The sequence below is a fragment of the Comamonas sp. MYb69 genome, assembly GCF_037479315.1.
In the GTDB taxonomy this organism is placed as follows: Bacteria; Pseudomonadota; Gammaproteobacteria; order Burkholderiales; family Burkholderiaceae_C; genus Comamonas.
In genome coordinates this window covers 124,694-141,842 of the sequence record NZ_JBBGZG010000007.1, presented here as the reverse complement: position 1 = coordinate 141,842, position 17,149 = coordinate 124,694, and the positions used below count along the sequence as shown (strand labels likewise).

The 17,149-nt window shown below is 62.5% G+C and carries 15 protein-coding genes; 14 read left to right on the top strand and 1 reads right to left on the bottom strand.

Annotation, left to right across the window (positions count from 1 at the left end):
- Positions 1–152: 152 nt before the first annotated feature.
- From WH303_RS11710 to WH303_RS11675, 8 genes are all read left to right on the top strand, one after another.
- A complete protein-coding gene (locus WH303_RS11710; RefSeq protein WP_021027866.1) occupies positions 153–527 on the top strand; it encodes a thioredoxin family protein in 375 nt (124 codons plus the stop codon).
- Between the two features lie 195 nt (positions 528–722).
- Entirely contained in the window at positions 723–1,322 is a 600-nt protein-coding gene (gene rimP / locus WH303_RS11705) for a ribosome maturation factor RimP (protein ID WP_021027865.1), read from the top strand.
- Between the two features lie 69 nt (positions 1,323–1,391).
- Positions 1,392–2,876: a transcription termination factor NusA gene (nusA, locus tag WH303_RS11700; RefSeq protein WP_021027864.1), complete on the top strand. Its 1,485-nt coding sequence runs from the start codon at positions 1,392–1,394 to the stop codon at positions 2,874–2,876.
- Between the two features lie 23 nt (positions 2,877–2,899).
- Positions 2,900–5,761: a translation initiation factor IF-2 gene (gene infB, locus WH303_RS11695; protein WP_021027863.1), complete on the top strand. Its 2,862-nt coding sequence runs from the start codon at positions 2,900–2,902 to the stop codon at positions 5,759–5,761.
- Between the two features lie 6 nt (positions 5,762–5,767).
- Positions 5,768–6,145 (top strand): 30S ribosome-binding factor RbfA, encoded by a 378-nt coding sequence (rbfA, locus tag WH303_RS11690; protein WP_021027862.1) that lies wholly within the window; start codon positions 5,768–5,770, stop codon positions 6,143–6,145.
- 4 nt (positions 6,146–6,149) lie between these two features.
- Positions 6,150–7,142 (top strand): tRNA pseudouridine(55) synthase TruB, encoded by a 993-nt coding sequence (gene truB / locus WH303_RS11685; RefSeq protein WP_021027861.1) that lies wholly within the window; start codon positions 6,150–6,152, stop codon positions 7,140–7,142.
- Positions 7,139–8,968, top strand: a complete 1,830-nt coding sequence (gene typA / locus WH303_RS11680) for a translational GTPase TypA (protein WP_021027860.1) — start codon at positions 7,139–7,141, stop codon at positions 8,966–8,968. The genes truB and typA overlap by 4 nt, the downstream gene beginning before the upstream one ends.
- 352 nt (positions 8,969–9,320) lie before the next feature.
- The gene (locus tag WH303_RS11675) at positions 9,321–9,794 is read left to right on the top strand and encodes a hypothetical protein (protein WP_027011106.1); all 474 of its coding nucleotides are present in this window, start codon (positions 9,321–9,323) and stop codon (positions 9,792–9,794) included.
- Between the two features lie 22 nt (positions 9,795–9,816).
- Here WH303_RS11675 and WH303_RS11670 read toward each other — a convergent pair whose 3' ends face one another.
- Entirely contained in the window at positions 9,817–10,707 is an 891-nt protein-coding gene (locus WH303_RS11670; protein ID WP_339518641.1) for a LysR family transcriptional regulator, read from the bottom strand.
- 106 nt (positions 10,708–10,813) lie between these two features.
- Between WH303_RS11670 and WH303_RS11665 the strand changes: the two genes are divergently transcribed.
- From WH303_RS11665 to WH303_RS11640, 6 genes are all read left to right on the top strand, one after another.
- Positions 10,814–11,992 carry a CaiB/BaiF CoA transferase family protein gene (locus tag WH303_RS11665; RefSeq protein WP_339518639.1) on the top strand — a complete coding sequence of 393 codons (1,179 nt, stop codon included), beginning with the start codon at positions 10,814–10,816 and terminating at the stop codon, positions 11,990–11,992.
- A gap of 87 nt (positions 11,993–12,079) precedes the next feature.
- Positions 12,080–12,517 (top strand): MaoC family dehydratase, encoded by a 438-nt coding sequence (locus tag WH303_RS11660; RefSeq protein WP_407928857.1) that lies wholly within the window; start codon positions 12,080–12,082, stop codon positions 12,515–12,517.
- A gap of 50 nt (positions 12,518–12,567) precedes the next feature.
- Positions 12,568–13,545 (top strand): Bug family tripartite tricarboxylate transporter substrate binding protein, encoded by a 978-nt coding sequence (locus WH303_RS11655; protein ID WP_339518636.1) that lies wholly within the window; start codon positions 12,568–12,570, stop codon positions 13,543–13,545.
- 15 nt (positions 13,546–13,560) lie between these two features.
- A complete protein-coding gene (locus WH303_RS11650) occupies positions 13,561–14,718 on the top strand; it encodes an acyl-CoA dehydrogenase family protein (RefSeq protein ID WP_339518634.1) in 1,158 nt (385 codons plus the stop codon).
- A gap of 16 nt (positions 14,719–14,734) precedes the next feature.
- A complete protein-coding gene (locus tag WH303_RS11645; protein WP_339518632.1) occupies positions 14,735–15,760 on the top strand; it encodes an acyl-CoA dehydrogenase in 1,026 nt (341 codons plus the stop codon).
- An 82-nt stretch (positions 15,761–15,842) separates the two neighbouring features.
- Positions 15,843–16,937 (top strand): enoyl-CoA hydratase/isomerase family protein, encoded by a 1,095-nt coding sequence (locus WH303_RS11640; protein WP_339518630.1) that lies wholly within the window; start codon positions 15,843–15,845, stop codon positions 16,935–16,937.
- Positions 16,938–17,149 lie beyond the last annotated feature (212 nt).

Below are 17,149 nucleotides of genomic sequence, written 5' to 3'. Positions count from 1 at the left end.
CAGGCAACTGCCCAATGGCTGATGACTTCCTAGAACTTAGTTGCTTTTGGGTCTGATTCAAGTCAGAGAAGCGCGTATTCTCAAAGGCAGCAGGGCCCTCGGATACCGCAATGGTGGTACAAATACGCCTTTGTGTGTGGGATGGGTTGTGTATGACCGAGGCTGCGACGGCGCCCTGGCTGGTGGTGTGTTTGTGCGCGCAGTGGTGCGGTACCTGTGGCCAGTACCAGCCTGCCTTTGATGCGCTGGCCAAGGAGTGGCCGGACATGGCCTTTGTCTGGCTCGATGTCGAGGACGAGGAAGAGGCGCTGGGCGAGCTCGATATCACGACCTTCCCCACGGTGCTGCTGGGGCGTGGCACCGAAGCCATGTTCCTGGGCCCTGTTCTGCCCCAGCCCGGCGTGCTGCAGCGCATGCTGGAGCGTTTTTCGCAAGGTGACGCGCAGGCCTTGCCTTCGGGTGATGAAGCCCATGCGCTGCTGCAGCGCACCGCGGCCATCGTGCAGGCGCGCAATACGCAGACTTAGTCGTTCGCACGCCTAAAAGCCACTTCGCATCATTGCATCGATACTGGTTTGCCCCTATAATTGATGTCTACACGACCAACTGGGCGGTGCCAACCGCCCATTTTTTTTGGTCGCATGTTTTTCAGCTCGATGCTGCGGAATGTGTAACATTCCGTGGTTCTCGGGTTTTTTGTATTTGCGGGATAAATAGCACACGTGAGCTTGCAAGAAACCACCCTACAAACGGTGAGCGGCCTGGGCTACGACTTGGTGGAGATCGAACGCTCTGCCAGCGGCCTTTTGCGCATCACCATCGACCTGCCTTGGAATGCGGATGAAGTCCGCCCGGAAGGCGTGCCAGAGCAGTTTGTGACGGTGGAGGATTGCGAGAAGGTCACCCGCCAGCTGCAGTTTGCACTGGAAGTCGATGGCGTGGAATACAAGCGCCTGGAAGTGTCCTCGCCCGGTATTGACCGTCCATTGCGCCATGAGCAGGATTTCATCCGCTTTGCCGGCGCGGTGGTGGACCTGACGCTGAAGGAATCCATCGGTGCAGCTGCCGAGGGCACGACCATCAGCGCCAATCGCAAGAAATTTCGGGGCACGCTCGAGCGTACCGAGGCAGGTGGCTGGCAGATCGTCTGGAGCGATGCGCCGCCTGTGAAGCCCGGTGCCCGCGTGAGCAAGAAGCGCCCACCGGCACCGCTGCAAAGCCTGGGTTTTACGCTCGATGAGTTGCGTGAAGCGCGTCTGGCACCCATCGTGAGCTTCAAGGGCAGGGCGGCAGCAGGTGCTGCCGACGAACCCCAGGCCTGAGTGGCCCCGCACATGGTGGCGCTGATGATGCCGCCTTCTGGTTAAAGATTGAAATAGGAGAGTCGTCGCATGAATCGCGAATTGTTGATGCTGGTGGATGCCATCGCGCGCGAAAAGAACGTAGAGCGCGATGTGGTGTTCGGAGCTGTGGAATCTGCCCTGGCCCAGGCTACGAAGAAGCTGTATCCCGGCGAAGTGGATGTGCGTGTGGCTATCGATCTCGATACCGGCGACTACGACACCTTCCGCCGCTGGCTGGTGGTGCCTGATGATGCGGGCCTGCAAAACCCTGACGCCGAAGAAATGCTGATGGATGCCGTTGACCGCAAGGCAGACGCGCAGGTGGGCGACTACATCGAAGAGCAGATCGAATCGGTGCCTATCGGCCGTATCGGTGCCATGGCGGCCAAGCAGGTGATCCTGCAAAAGATCCGTGACGCCGAGCGCGAGATGCTGCTCAACGACTTCATGGCACGCGGCGACAAGATCTTCAACGGCACCGTCAAGCGCATGGACAAAGGCGACATCATTGTCGAGTCCGGCCGCGTGGAAGGCCGCTTGAAGCGCGGTGAAATGATTCCGAAGGAAAATCTGCGCAATGGTGACCGCGTTCGCGCGATGATCATGGACGTGGACCTGACCCTGCGCGGCGCGCCGATCCTGCTCTCGCGCTCTGCGCCCGAGTTCATGGTCGAGCTGTTCCGCAACGAAGTGCCCGAAATCGAGCAAGGCCTGCTGGAGATCAAGAGCTGCGCCCGTGACCCAGGCAGCCGCGCCAAGATTGCCGTGCTCAGCCACGACAAGCGCATTGACCCGATCGGCACCTGCGTTGGCGTGCGCGGCAGCCGCGTGAACGTGGTGACCAATGAGCTCGCTGGCGAGCGCGTGGACATCGTGCTGTGGTCCGAGGACCCGGCCCAGTTCGTGATCGGTGCGCTGGCGCCGGCCAATGTGTCCTCGATCGTGGTGGACGAAGAAAAGCATGCCATGGATGTGGTGGTGGACGAGGAAAACCTCGCGATCGCCATTGGCCGTGGTGGTCAGAATGTGCGTCTTGCCTCCGATCTGACGGGGTGGAAGATCAACATCATGGACGCGGCCGAATCGGCCCAGAAGCAGGAAGAGGAAACCAGCACTTCCCGCAAGCTGTTCATGGAAAAGCTGGATGTGGATGAGGAAATCGCTGACATCCTGATCGAAGAAGGTTTCTCCAGCCTGGAAGAAGTGGCCTATGTGCCGCTGCAGGAAATGCTGGAAATCGAGAGCTTCGACGAAGAGACCGTCAATGAGCTTCGCACGCGCGCCAAGGATGCGCTGCTGACGATGGAAATCGTCCACGAAGAGAGTGTTGCCCGTGTTTCCCAAGCGTTGCGTGATCTGGAAGGGATGACGCCTGAGTTGGTAGCCCAGCTGGAAGCTGGTGGAATCCACACGCGTGACGACCTGGCCGATTTGGCCATTGATGAATTGACCGAGCTGACCGGACAGTCTGCCGATGACGCAAAAGCCTTGATCATGAAGGCCCGCGAACATTGGTTTGATGGACAGGAATAAGGTCAGGAGGCACGGAACAAGATATGTCGAGTAATACTGTCGCCGAGTTCGCTGTTGAACTCAAGAAATCACCGGATACATTGCTGGAGCAACTGCAAGCCGCAGGCGTGTCCAAGCACGATGCATCCGATGCACTGACTGAAACGGACAAACAAGCGCTGTTGTCCCATCTGCAGGCCGCCCACGGCGCTGCCGACCGCAAGAAGATCACATTGACCAAGAAATCTACCAGCGAGATCAAACAAGCCGACGCCACGGGCCGGGCGCGCACCATCCAGGTGGAAGTGCGCAAGAAGCGGACCTTCGTCAAGCGTGACGAGGTGGCAGACGCCGATTCCGACGAAGCCCTCAAGCACGCCGAAGCCAAGCAAAAGGAAGCCGAACACAAGGCTGACCTGGTCAAGCGCGAAGAGGAAGCCCGCCGCGAAGTGGACCTGATCGGCAAGCAGGAAGCCGATCTGGTGCAGCAACGTGCCGAGCGCGCCGAGCGTGAAGAGCGCGAGCGCAAGGAACGTGAGGCGGAAGAGCGCGCCGCTGCCTACGTGGCCAAGACGCAAGAGCGCAAGGCCCAGGAAGCTGCCGAGCAGGAAGAGGCTGCGCGCCGCCACGCCCAGGAGCTGGCTGCCCGCAACGAAGCCCAGGCTGAAGCCAAGAAAAAGGCCGAAGACGAATCCAAGGCCCGCGAGGCGGAGGAAACCGCGCGCGCTGTCGATCTGGACGAGCGCCGCCGCAAGGCCCTGGCCGAGGCAGAAGCCATTCGCGCCATGATGAATGCACCCAAGAAGGTGCTGGTGGCCAAGAAGCCTTCGGAAGAGAAGAAGGAAGTCAAGGCCGCTGATGCCAAGAAGGGCACCTTGCATAAGCCTGCCACGACCGGCACTGGCGCGGCCAAGCCTGCCGCTGGCGCAGCGCCTGGCAACAAGGAAGTCAAGTCGGCCAAGCTGTCTTCGAGCTGGAGCAACCAGAACGACAGCAACGGCAAGAAGAAAGAACTCAAGACCCGTGGTGATTCCTCGGGTGGTGTGGCCGGTCGCGGCAACAACTGGCGCTCGGGCCCCCGTGGCGGCCGTCGCGGCAATGACCGCAACGACCACCGTGGTGCGCAATCGGCTGCACCGGCGGAAGCACGCGTGCTCGACGTCTATGTGCCCGAGACCATCACCGTGTCCGAGCTGGCCCACAAGATGGCCATCAAGGCCTCCGAGGTGATCAAGTCGCTGATGAAGATGGGCCAGATGGTCACCATCAACCAGCCGCTGGACCAGGACACCGCGATGATCGTCGTGGAAGAAATGGGCCACAAGGCGCATATCGCCGCACTGGACGATCCGGAAGCGTTCACCGCCGAAGAAGAATCCCAGGCCGAATCCGAAGCGCTGCCACGCGCGCCGGTCGTGACCGTGATGGGCCACGTCGACCACGGCAAGACCTCGCTGCTGGACTACATCCGCCGCAGCAAGGTCGCTGCGGGCGAAGCCGGCGGCATTACGCAGCACATTGGTGCCTACCACGTGGAAACCCCACGCGGCATGATCACCTTCCTCGACACCCCTGGTCACGAGGCCTTCACGGCCATGCGTGCCCGTGGTGCACAGTCGACCGACATCGTGATTCTGGTGGCTGCTGCCGACGACGGCGTGATGCCCCAGACCAAGGAAGCGATCAAGCACGCCAAGGCCGCTGGTGTTCCTATCGTGGTGGCCATCACCAAGGCTGACAAGCCCGATGCCAACCCCGAGCGCGTCAAGCAGGAGCTGGTGGTCGAGCAAGTGGTGCCCGAAGAGTACGGTGGTGACTCGCCTTTCGTGGCCGTGTCGTCCAAGACCGGCCAAGGCATTGACGAGCTGCTCGAACAGGTGCTGCTGCAGGCCGAAGTGCTGGAACTCAAGGCACCGGTGGAAGCCAATGCCAAGGGTTTGGTGATCGAAGCCCAGCTGGACAAGGGCCGCGGCCCGGTGGCCACGGTGCTGATTCAGTCCGGTACCTTGAAGGTGGGCGATATCGTGCTGGCCGGTCAAACCTATGGCCGCGTGCGTGCCATGGTCGACGAAGACGGCAAGGTTGCCAAGGAAGCCGGTCCATCGCTGCCCGTTGAAATCCAGGGTCTGTCGGATGTGCCGCAGGCTGGTGACGACTTCATGGTGCTGCCCGATGAGCGCCGCGCCCGTGAAATCGCGACCTACCGTGCTGGCAAGTTCCGCAACACCAAGCTGGCCAAGCAACAAGCGGCCAAGCTGGAGAACATGTTCGCCGAAATGGGTGCGGGCAACGTGCAATCGCTGCCGATCATCATCAAGGCCGACACCCAGGGTTCGCAAGAAGCGCTGGCTGCCTCCTTGCTCAAGCTGTCGACCGACGAGGTCAAGGTGCAGATGGTCTACACCGGCGTGGGCGGTATCAGCGAGTCGGATGTGAATCTGGCGCTGGCCTCCAAGGCGATCGTGATCGGTTTCAACGTGCGTGCCGATGCGCAAGCGCGCAAGACCGCCGAGAGCAACGATGTCGATATCCGCTACTACAACATCATTTACGACGCTGTCGATGAGTTGAAGGCGGCCATGTCCGGCATGCTCGCTCCCGAGCAACGCGAAGAGATCATCGGTATGGCCGAGATCCGCACCGTGTTCGTGGCCTCCAAGATCGGCACTGTGGCTGGTTCGTACATCACCCAGGGTCACGTTACCCGCAATGCACACTTCCGTCTGCTGCGCGACAACGTGGTCATCTACACCGGTGAGATCGACTCGCTGCGCCGCCTCAAGGACGACGTCAAGGAAGTCAAGGAAGGCTTCGAGTGCGGTATCAAGCTCAAGAACTACAACGACATCAAAGAAGGTGATATGTTGGAAGTCTTTGAGATCAAGGAAATCGCTCGTACGCTGTAATTTCCGATGGCAACTCGCAAGAAAACTGCTGCGCCCAATCGCAGCTTCAAAGTCTCCGACCAGATCCAGCGGGATCTGTCGGAGCTGATCGCCCGTGAGTTGAAGGACCCACGTGTGGGCATGGTGACGCTGCAAGCCGTTGAGGTGACGCCGGACTATGCCCACGCCAAGGTCTATTTCAGCTTGCTGATCGGTGACCCCGACCAGACCCAGGACGCACTGAACCAGGCAGCTGGCTTCTTGCGCAATGGCCTGTTTAAGCGCCTGCATATCCACACCGTGCCGACCTTGCACTTCATCTACGACCGCACCACCGAGCGTGCCGCCGACATGAATGCCTTGATCGCCAAGGCCGTGGCATCGCGCGGACCCGAGGAAGGCTGATCGCATGCATGCCTCTCGCACACGGGTGCAGCGGCGCCCTGTGCACGGGGTGTTTCTGCTCGATAAACCCATTGGCCTGTCCAGCAACGACGCTTTGCAAAAAGTGAAGTGGCTGCTGCGCGCCGAAAAAGCGGGCCATACCGGCACGCTCGACCCATTGGCCACGGGTGTGCTGCCTCTGTGTTTTGGCGCGGCCACCAAGTTCAGCCAATTGCAGCTCGATGCCCCCAAGACCTATGAGGCCCTGGTACACCTGGGTGCCACTACCACCACCGGCGACGCCGAGGGTGAGGTGCTGCAGACCTGGGCGGTGGATGCGCCCGCGCTGACGCCCGAGAAACTGGCCGCCGTGGCGGCCCGCTTCACCGGCCCCATAAGCCAGGTGCCGCCGATGTACAGCGCGCTCAAGCGCGATGGCAAGGCCCTCTACGAATACGCCCGCGCCGGCATCACGCTCGAGCGTGAGCCGCGCGCTGTCACCATCTTGCATCTGACGCTGTCGCGTGTGCAAGAAGAGCAGGCCTTTGTCGCGCTCAAGATGACGGTGCGCTGCAGCAAGGGCACCTATGTGCGTACGCTGGCCGAGGATATTGGCCAGGCGCTGGGCTATGGCGCGCATTTGCGCAGCCTGCGCCGCATAGAAACCGGTGGGATCGACCTGTCCCGCTGTATCAGCCTGCAAACCCTGGAAGCGACGCCCGATGCGGAGCGCCTGCACACCGTGTTGCCTGTCGACACGTTGCTGGCAGCGCACACCCGTGTCACGCTCGATGGTGATAATGCAGGCAGATTTTTGTCCGGCTTGCGCCGGCGGGGTGAATGGGCCGATGCCGATGCAGTGGCCGTTTACGGAGAAGAGCCTCCTGCGCTTTTGGGTGTGGCACACATCCGGGCGCGCGAGCTCATTCCCGACCGCCTCTTAAGCCCCGTCGAGATTCAACAAATTTTGGAAGGAACGCCGCGCCCACAAGCCAGCGGCATTTTGGAAACATCATGAGCAAACAAATCCGCAATATTGCGATCATCGCCCACGTTGACCATGGCAAGACGACCATGGTGGACCAGCTGCTGCGCCAGTCTGGTACCTTCGCCGAACACGAAAAAGTCGTGGACACCGTGATGGACAACCACGCCATCGAGCGTGAGCGCGGCATTACCATCCTGGCCAAGAACTGCGCCGTGTCCTGGAACGACACCCACATCAACATCCTCGACACCCCCGGTCACGCGGACTTCGGTGGTGAAGTGGAGCGCGCGCTGTCCATGGTGGACGGTGTGGTGCTGCTGATCGACGCGCAAGAAGGCCCCATGCCCCAAACGCGTTTTGTGACCAAGAAGGCACTGGCCCTGGGTCTGAAGCCCATCGTCGTGGTGAACAAGGTCGACAAGCCCGGTGCCAACCCCGACAAGGTCGTGAACGCTGCGTTTGACCTGTTCGACAAGCTCGGCGCGACCGATGAACAGCTGGACTTCCCTGTGGTGTACGCCTCGGGCATCAACGGCTGGTCGTCGAAGGAAGAAGGCGAGCCAGGCGCGCAATGGGGCCCCGACATGTCGGCCCTGTTCGAAACCATTCTGGAACACGTGCCTGCGGTGCAGGGCGACGCGACTGCACCGCTGCAGATGCAAGTCTCCGCACTGGACTACTCCACGTTCGTGGGCCGTATCGGCGTGGGCCGTATCACCCAGGGCACGCTCAAGCCCGGCCAGCAAGTGGCCGTGATGGCCGGCCTGGACGGCAAGAGCTACACCGGCAAGATCAACCAGGTCCACACCTTCCAAGGTATTGACCGCGTGCAAGCGACCGAAGCCGGTCCTTCCGAGATCGTGCTGATCAGCGGTATCGAAAACATCGGTATCGGTGAGACCGTGACCGACCCGGCCAATCCACAGCCTCTGCCGATGCTGAAGATTGACGAGCCTACGCTGACCATGAACTTCTGCGTGAACACCTCGCCTCTGGCAGGTCGTGAAGGCAAGTACGTGACCAGCCGCCAGATCTGGGACCGCCTGCAAAAGGAGTTGCGCTCCAACGTGGCCCTGCGCGTCAAGGAAACCGACGAAGACGGTATCTTTGAAGTGGCTGGCCGTGGCGAACTGCACCTGACCATTCTGCTCGAAGAAATGCGCCGCGAAGGCTACGAGCTGGCCGTGTCCAAGCCACGCGTCGTGATGCAAATGATCGACGGCGTGCGCAACGAGCCTATCGAGCTGGTGACGGCTGACATCGAAGAAGGCCACCAAGGCGGCGTGATGCAGGCGCTGGGCGAGCGCAAAGGCGAGTTGGTGAACATGGAACCCGATGGCCGCGGTCGCGTCCGTCTGGAATACCGCATTCCGGCCCGTGGCCTGATCGGCTTCACCAACGAATTCCTGAACCTGACCCGTGGTTCCGGCCTGATCGCCAACATCTTCGACAGCTACGAGCCGCACAAGGGCGAAATCGGCGGCCGCAAGAACGGTGTGCTGATCTCGATGGACGACGGTGAAATCTTCACCTACGCGCTGGGCAAGCTCGACGACCGTGGCCGCATGTTCGTCAAGCCCAACGACCCTGTGTACGAAGGCATGATCGTTGGTATCCACAGCCGTGACAACGACCTGGTGGTGAACGCCACGCGTACCAAGCAGCTGACCAACTTCCGCGTGAGCGGCAAGGAAGACGCGATCAAGATCACGCCTCCTATCGAGCTGTCGCTGGAATACGGCGTGGAGTTCATCGAAGAAGACGAGCTGCTGGAAATCACCCCCACCAGCCTGCGCGTGCGCAAGCGCCACCTGAAGGAACACGACCGCAAGCGCGCATCGCGCGAAAACGCATAATCTGCGTTGCGACGTGATCCAACACCAGCAAAGGCCGCAACTGCGGCCTTTTTTGCGTCTTAGACTTGCTGAAAGTAGGCGGGCGAACTGTGGCGAACACGAGACTCGCGGCATGGCGCTGCCAACATCAAATGATAGAATCGAGCTATTAATTTAATAATATGAATTAATAAATATTAACAATTTGCGAGGCCGATTTTCGGCCTTCGTCTTTTGTTTTTGAGCAATCGATGCGGGCCGATTTGCGCCATTTGTGCGATCTATACCGCACGTGCTTGATGACCGCATCGATATCCATCGGCAGCCAAAGTCTGCCGCTCATCCTTGTTATTTCTTCATGGAGTAGTTCGCTTTGAAGTTCCATTATTTGGCAGTGTTAGCTGCAGTGTCGCTGTCCGGCTGTGTCAGCAACCCATCGACTTCGTCAACCGATGCCAAGCCCCAGGAGCTGGTGCAGGCCATCCAGATCTTTGAACAGGTCTGCATCAAGCAGGCCCCGTCCTTTGCGGGCTCGATCCAGGCAGCAGCCGAGTTCGGCGTCAAGGACGTCATGGATGGGGGATTTGCCACATTTGCGTCTAAACCCGACAAGAGCCTGACTGTGCAGGTCAAAGAGGGACGAGAGTGCGCTGTAACCACGCCTTCGCAGCGCGACAGAACGCTGCGCAAACAGCTGCTGTCCGTTATTCAGAAATATTCCACCACCACGGTGGCGACGCGCATCCCAACGCAGGGAACCATTGAAGGCACAAGCTTCCTGTTCCACCACGACCGCAAGGGTGGCGAAGCCTTTGTCATGCTGGCCAAGGATGGCGTCAAGAAGTAAAGGGCTTCAGCTCGTATGTTCATCACTGTCCCAAGCTCAGCAGCAGCTCCTTCAAACGCTGCGCCGTGGCCACCGGCTGGCGCTGGTTCAAGGCCAGCGCAATGCCGATCTGGGGCAGGTGCTGGGTGTCGGTCAGCTCGCGGAAGATGACGCCGGGTGTCGCGGCCTTGGCGACCACGGCCGGCACCAGGGCCACGCCCAGGCCGGCGCCCACCAGGCTCACCAAGGTCTGGGCCTGCACGGCATGCTGCTTGATCTGCGGCATAAAGCCGGCGTTCTGGCAAGCCAGCACCACGAGGGCATGCAGGCCCGGCACCTCGCTGGGGCGGTAGTTCACAAAGGGCTGGTCGGCCAGGTCGATCAGCTGCAGGCTGTCCTTGATTTGCAGCGGGTTGCCAGCGGGCAGGGCGGCAATCAGGCGGTCGGGCTCGACGGGGGTGATGGACAGCTCGGTGGCCTGCGTGACGGGGTAGCGCAGCAGGCCGGCATCAAAATCACCGCTGGCGACCTGGGCGCAGATCTCGCGCGTCGTGGATTCGGTCAGCACCAGGTCAATCGCAGGGTGGGCGGCACGAAAGGCCTGCACCAGCTGCGGAATCAGCGAGAACGTGGCCGAGCCGATAAAGCCGATATGCAGGCGCCCCAGCTCGCCGCTGGCGGTGGCCTGCGACACGGCCTGCACCTGGCGCGCATGGTAGAGGGCGAGCTTGGCGCTCTCCAGCGCCGCCCGGCCGGCGCCCGAGAGCACCGTGCCGCGCCGGTCGCGCTCGAACAGCTGCACGCCCAGGTCGTCTTCGAGCTTGCGGATTGACTGCGACAGCGGCGGCTGCGACATATGCAGCTGCTCGGCCGCCTGGCGGTAGTTCAGGGTTTGCGCCAGGGTGACAAAGTGGCGCAGTTGGCGCAAGTCCATTGATATCTCCTGTGTATCAGTACCTGTCAATTGCGACATAGACACAGCTGTGAAACATATCAAATAATGCCATTCATCGCTATCACCACAACGACGGAGACAAGCCTTGAGTGCATTGACAGGCCTGCGGGTGCTGGACTTATCCAGCGTGATTTTCGGGCCGCTGGCCAGCCAGGTGCTGGCCGATTACGGCGCCGAGGTGATCAAGATCGAGCCGCCTGGCGGCGACTCCACGCGCTACACCGGGCCGGCGGCCGAAGCCGGTATGTCGGCGCTGTTCATGGGCTCCAACCGCAGCAAGAAAAGCGTGGTGCTGGACCTCAAGGCGCCCGAAGCCCAGGCAGCGCTGCATGCGCTGCTCAAGACCGCCGATGTCTTCATGCACAGCATGCGGCCGCAAAAGCTCGCCAAGCTGGGGCTCGACCCAGTGCGGCTGCGCGCCCAGTACCCGCGCCTGGTCTATGTGGGCCTGCATGGTTTTGGTGAGGACGGGCCCTATGCAGGCCTGCCGGCCTATGACGATGTGATCCAGGGCATGAGCGGCCTGGCCGACCTGATGGAGCGCCAGACCGGCGAGGCCCGCTACCTGCCCACGATTGCGGCCGACAAGACCTGTGGCCTGGTGGCAGCGCATGCGGTGATGGCGGCGCTGTTCCAGCGCGAGCGCACGGGCGAGGGCAGCTTTGTCGAGGTGCCGATGTACGAAACCATGGTGGGCTTCAACCTGGTCGAGCACTTTTACGGCATGCATTTTGAGCCCGCGCTCAGCGGCGCCGGCTACCCGCGCGTGATGGCGCCTTGGCGCAAGCCCTACAAGACGCAGGACGGCCATGTCTGCATGATGCCCTACACCGATGGCCACTGGCACCGCTTTTTTGCCGCCGTGGGCCAGCCTGCGCTGGCGCAAGACGAGCGCTTTGCCACCCAGGCCCAGCGCACCCGCCATATCGCGACCCTGCTGGAGACCATGAGCAGCTACGTGGCGCAAAAAGACACTGCCTACTGGCTGCAAACCTGCGAGGAGCTGGAGATCCCCGCCGCCCCCGTCGCGCGCATGGACGATTTGCCGCGCGACCCGCACCTGCAGGCCACCGGCTTTTTTGTCGAGCAGCACGACCCCGCCATGGGCACCGTGCGCTTTCCGCGCTCTTCCGTGCGCATCGATGGCGCGCAGGCGCCCATCGGCATGCCGCCGCGCCTGGGTGAGCACACCGAGCAGCTGCTGCGCGAAGCGGGTTGGGACGATGCCCGCATTGCCGCTTTGCAGCCCTCCATCGCTGAATGAATCTTTGAGAGTAACAAGGCCATGACCGCCCATAACTGGATTTCTTCGACCGACAACCGCGCAGCCAAGCTGGCAGGCACTGCCCGCATGGGCCAGGGCTTTGTCTGGCAGGACCTGCAGGTCGGCCAGCAGCTGCGCACCTTTCGCCGCACGGTGACGGAGACCGACCTGGTCAACTTCATCAACACCACCGGCATGCTCGAGGCCATCTTTATCGAAGACGGCTACGACGGCGGCGCGATCCGAGGCCGCCCGGTGCCCGGTGCGCTCACCTACACCTTGATCGAAGGCTTCATCCTGCAAAGCATGATCCAGGGCACGGGCCTGGCGATGCTGGAGCTGCACCAGAAGATCCTGGGCCCGGTGGTGGTCGGAGACACGATCGAGGCGCTGGTGGAGGTGACCGATATCAAGCCGACCAGCAAAGGTGGCCGGGCGGTGGTGACTTCGCGCATTGAGGTCTACAACCAGCGCCAGGAGCAGGTGATGGTCTACACCGCCGTGCGCCTGCTCGCTGGGCGCTAGGCGATCACAGCAGCCAGCGTCAGATGAAAAAACACATACAGGAGACAAAGATGCAATATGGTTTCGTACGTCGTTCCGCCCTGCTGGCCCTGGCGATGGTTGCTGTTGGTGGGGGCGCGCAGGCGCAGGACCCCTGGCCCAGCCGGCCGATCACCCTGGTCGTGCCGTTCCCGCCTGGCGGGCCCACCGATATGGTAGCGCGCGTGCTGGCCCAGCAGGTGGGCCAGCAGCTGGGGCAGACGGTCATCGTCGACAACCGGCCCGGCGCCAACGGCAATATCGGCAATGCGCTGGTGGCCAAGGCCGCCGCCGATGGCTATACGGTGCTCTACAACACCTCGTCGATTGCACTCAGCCCCTCGCTCTACAAAAAGCTCAGCTATGACGTGGCCAAGGACCTGCGCCCGGTCGCATTGACGGCCGTGGTGCCGCTGGGCCTGGTGGTCAACCCCAAGGTGCCTGTCAGCACGGTGCAAGAGCTGGTGAAGTACGCGCAGGACAACAAGGGCAAGCTTTCCTACGGCTCGGCCGGCAATGGCAATGTCACCCACCTGGCCGCCTTTCAGGTGGTACAGCACTTTGGCATCGACGCCAGCCATGTGCCCTACAAAGGCAGCGCCCCGGCCGATGTGGACCTGGTGGCGGGTCAGATCGAGTTCATGACCGACACCATCAACTCGGTCGCGCCCTTCATCAAGGACGGCAAGCTCAAGCTGCTGGCAGTCAGCACCGCCCAGCGCATTCCAAATTTTCCCAACGCTCCCACCCTGGCTGAGAGCGGCATGACCGGCTTTGAGGCTGGTGCCTGGCAAGGCGTGATGGTGCCGGCCAAGACGCCCGATGCGGTGGTGCAGCGGCTGAACGCCGAGCTGCTCAAGGCGCTGAAGGACCCCGGTGTGCTGGAGAAACTGCGCGTGCAGGGCACCGAGCCGCTGGGCTCCACCCCGCAGGCCTATGGCGACTATATCCAGAGCGAGATCAAGCGCTGGGCCGGCGTGGTCAAGAGCACGGGCGTGTCCCTGGATTGAACGAAAGCGAAGACGATGACGATTTTGAACGGACTGGCGCTGACGCGCATTCCGCCCGAAGGCGAAGCGCTGCGCGCCCAGGTGCGTGCCTTTTTGCAAGGGGCGGTCAAAGACATTCCCGCCCATATCCGCGCCAAATCCTGGAGCGGCTACGACCCGGCCTTCAGCCGCAAGCTGGGCGAGAAGGGCTGGCTGGGCATGACCTTTCCCACCGCCTATGGCGGCCACGCGCAGGGTGCGTTTGCGCGCTATGTGGTGGTCGAGGAGCTGCTCAATTTTGGCGCCCCGGTGGGCTCGCACTGGATTGCCGAGCGCCAGAGCGCGCCGCTCATCCTGAAGTACGGCACCGAGGCGCAAAAACAGCGCTATGTGCCGCCGGTGGCGCGCGGTGAGAGCTTTTTCTGCATCGGCATGAGCGAGCCCAATGCCGGCTCGGACCTGGCCAGCGTGCGCACGCGCGCCGTGCCCAACGATGCCGGTTGGCTGCTCAATGGCCAAAAGATCTGGACCACCAACGCCCAGCACTGCCAGTACATGATTGCGCTGGTGCGCACCTCGGGAGAGGCGGCCGACCGCCAGAAAGGCCTGTCGCAACTGATCGTGGATTTGAGCCTGCCGGGCGTGACCGTGCGGCCCATCGAAGACATGTCGGGCGACCGCCATTTCTGCGAGGTCTTTTTTGACAACGTGCAGCTCGCCCCCGATGCGCTGGTGGGCGCCGAAGGCCAGGGCTGGGAGCAGGTGACGGCAGAGCTGGCTTTTGAGCGCAGTGGGCCTGAGCGCCTGTTTTCGTCCGTGGTGCTGCTGGACCAGTGGCTGGCCTTTTTGCGCACGCAAGCGGCGCCGCGGGTCGAATCGCTGAAGCTGGCCGGTCAGATCCTGGCGCGCCTGGCACCGCTGCGCGCGCTGTCGGTGGCGGCGCAGGAAAAGCTGGTGCAAGGCCAGAGCCCCATCGTTGAGGCCGCCCTGGTCAAGGACCAGGGCACGGTGCTGGAGCAGTTCATTCCGGCCGCGATTGCCGATGACCTGATGGCCCTGGATGGCGGGGCCGTGCCACACGAACTGCTGCTGACCCTGAACTACCTCACCCTGGTATCGCCGTGCTACACGCTGCGCGGCGGCACCCGCAGCATTTTGCGCGGCATGATCGCGCGCGGCCTGGGCCTGCGTTGAGCGCAAGGAGAAGAACATGGACCATTTGATTACCGAGGCCTTGCGCGATCTGCTGACCGGCCAATGCACGCCCGCCGTGGTGCGCGCGATCGAGGGCGAAGTGGCTGCCGGCCAGAGCCCCGCCGCTGCGGCGCTGTGGCAGCAGATTGAGGACACCGGCTTTGCCGACCTGCTGCTGAGCGAAGAGGCTGGCGGCGCCGGCCTGGGCTTGCGTGATGCCTTTGGCGTCTGGGACTTGCTGGGCCAGCACGCGATGCCGCTGCCGCTGGCAGAGACCATGCTGGCGCGGGCCTGGCTGGCAGCTGCCGGTGTGGCGCTGCCGCAGGGCGCTATCGCCTTGGCACCAACGCTGGCGGCGGCCGAAGGTGGCCTGCGGGCCAGTGGTGTGCGCGGCGCCCGCGTGGCGCCATGGGTGCTGGGCCAGCAGGGCGCTGATCTGTGGTTGCTGCCGGCGGCCGCCGCGCAGGCCAGTGCCAGCATTTTTGTGCTCGATGCGGATCTGCTCTGGCCCGAAGTAGCGCTGGCCTCGGCCCAGCGGCTGCCGGCCGCAGCGTCATTGCTGGTGGCCCAGGCCGGGCTGGTGTCGGCCTTGCTCGCGGGCAGCCTGCTGACGGTGTTTGAGAGCACCTTGAACTTTGCCAACGAGCGCCAGCAGTTTGGCCGCCCGATTGGCAAGTTCCAGGCGATCCAGCATGAGCTGGCGGTGATGGCCGAGCATGTGAGCGCCGCACGCATGGCCGCGCAGATCGCCTGCGAGGCCGATGGCGTGGCCGCAGACCCGCTCAAGGTGGCCGTGGGCAAGGCGCGCACCAGCGAGGCTGCGGTGGAGGTGGCATCGCTCGCGCATTCGATCCACGGCGCGATCGGCTTTACCACCGAGTTTGACCTGCAGCTGTACACCCGCCGCCTGCACCTGTGGCGCCAGACCGCTGGCAGCGAAAGCTATTGGCAGCTACAGGCTGGCCAAGCATTGTTGGCGGCCGATGGCATGGCGCTCGATGTGATCCGCCAGATCACCGACAGCTGCACGCCCGTAGCCTGATTTGGCACCTGATTGACCGCAGCCCGCGCCGTTTTTCGGCTATGGTGGCGGTTGTTTTCAGAAGAACAAGGAGTCAAATCTTATGTCGGTCTACACCGAAGATGTGCAAAGCGAAGTGCGTGGCCAGCTGGGCTTGATCACGCTCAACCGGCCCAAGGCGCTGAACGCGCTGTCGCTGGCGATGGTGCGCGAGCTGCGCGATGTGCTGCTGCGCTGGCAGCAGGACGAGAAGGTGCTGGCCGTAGCGATCCGGGGCAGCAACAAGGAGGGCGCCTTTGGCGCTTTCTGCGCTGGCGGCGATATCCGCTTTTTGCATGCAGCGGGCATGGCAGGCAACCCCGAGCTGGAGGATTTCTTCAGTGAGGAATATGCGCTCAACCACCTGATCCACCATTTTGGCAAGCCCTATATCGCCTTCATGGATGGCATCGTGATGGGCGGCGGCATGGGCATCAGCCAGGGAGCAAGCCTGCGCATCGTCACCGAGCGCACCAAGATGGCCATGCCCGAGACCGCCATCGGCCTGTTCCCCGATGTGGGCGGCGGCTACTTCCTCTCGCGCTGCCCCGGCCATGTGGGCGAGTACCTGGGCCTGACGGGCCAGATGATCGGCGCGGCCGATGCATTGGCCTACCAGCTGGCCGATGGCTACCTGGACAGCGCGCAGCAGCAGGCGCTGTGGGACGGCCTGGCAACTGGCAACTTTACCAACGGCGATGCCGTGCAAGCCTTTGCCAAAGCCGCTTTGGCGTCCGCACCAGAACGTGCTAACAACCCCGATGCCGAGATCGCGCAGTACTTTGGCCTGGCTGATGTGCCGGCCATCATCGCTGCGCTGGAGGCCGGCAGCAGCGACTTCGCCCGCACCACCGCCGAGACCCTGCGCAAGCGCTCGCCGCTGATGCTGTTTGTCGTGCTCGAGCAGATCCGCCGTGCACGCGGCATGGGCCTGGCCGAAGACCTGCGCATGGAGCGCGACTTGGTGCGCCACTGCTTCTATTTGCGCCCTGACCGCAAGAGCGAAACGCTCGAAGGCATCCGCGCGCTGGCGGTCGATAAGGACCACCACCCCCGCTGGAGCCCCGCCCGCATTGAAGAGGTGGACCTGCAGGAAGTGGCGCAGATGTTTGCCAGCCCTTGGCCGGTAGAGGCGCACCCGCTGCTGACGCTGAACTAAGAGCCGCTACCACAACCCTTGATACGTCGTTGCCAAGCCTTGTCGTACGTCTGTACTGCCTGCGGCTTGACGCCTAGTCTCAACCGCAAACCTTCGGTTTGCTGGGTCGTGTTAGCAGCTCTAAGCCATCAGGGCTTGCGAGCCATACGAGGGCGTGCGTGAATACGTAGGCCCTTGCCGCCTGTCAAAGAGCCTGGCGAATCGGTGTGCTA

Coding starts and splice junctions, on each gene's coding strand:
- WH303_RS11710 (WP_021027866.1), top strand. CDS start 153: ATGACCGAGGCTGCGACGGCGCCCTGGCTGGTGGTGTGTTTGTGCGCG.
- nusA (WP_021027864.1), top strand. CDS start 1,392: ATGAATCGCGAATTGTTGATGCTGGTGGATGCCATCGCGCGCGAAAAG.
- infB (WP_021027863.1), top strand. CDS start 2,900: ATGTCGAGTAATACTGTCGCCGAGTTCGCTGTTGAACTCAAGAAATCA.
- rbfA (WP_021027862.1), top strand. CDS start 5,768: ATGGCAACTCGCAAGAAAACTGCTGCGCCCAATCGCAGCTTCAAAGTC.
- truB (WP_021027861.1), top strand. CDS start 6,150: ATGCATGCCTCTCGCACACGGGTGCAGCGGCGCCCTGTGCACGGGGTG.
- typA (WP_021027860.1), top strand. CDS start 7,139: ATGAGCAAACAAATCCGCAATATTGCGATCATCGCCCACGTTGACCAT.
- WH303_RS11670 (WP_339518641.1), bottom strand. CDS start 10,707: ATGGACTTGCGCCAACTGCGCCACTTTGTCACCCTGGCGCAAACCCTG.
- WH303_RS11660 (WP_407928857.1), top strand. CDS start 12,080: ATGGGCCAGGGCTTTGTCTGGCAGGACCTGCAGGTCGGCCAGCAGCTG.
- WH303_RS11655 (WP_339518636.1), top strand. CDS start 12,568: ATGCAATATGGTTTCGTACGTCGTTCCGCCCTGCTGGCCCTGGCGATG.
- WH303_RS11650 (WP_339518634.1), top strand. CDS start 13,561: ATGACGATTTTGAACGGACTGGCGCTGACGCGCATTCCGCCCGAAGGC.
- WH303_RS11645 (WP_339518632.1), top strand. CDS start 14,735: ATGGACCATTTGATTACCGAGGCCTTGCGCGATCTGCTGACCGGCCAA.
- WH303_RS11640 (WP_339518630.1), top strand. CDS start 15,843: ATGTCGGTCTACACCGAAGATGTGCAAAGCGAAGTGCGTGGCCAGCTG.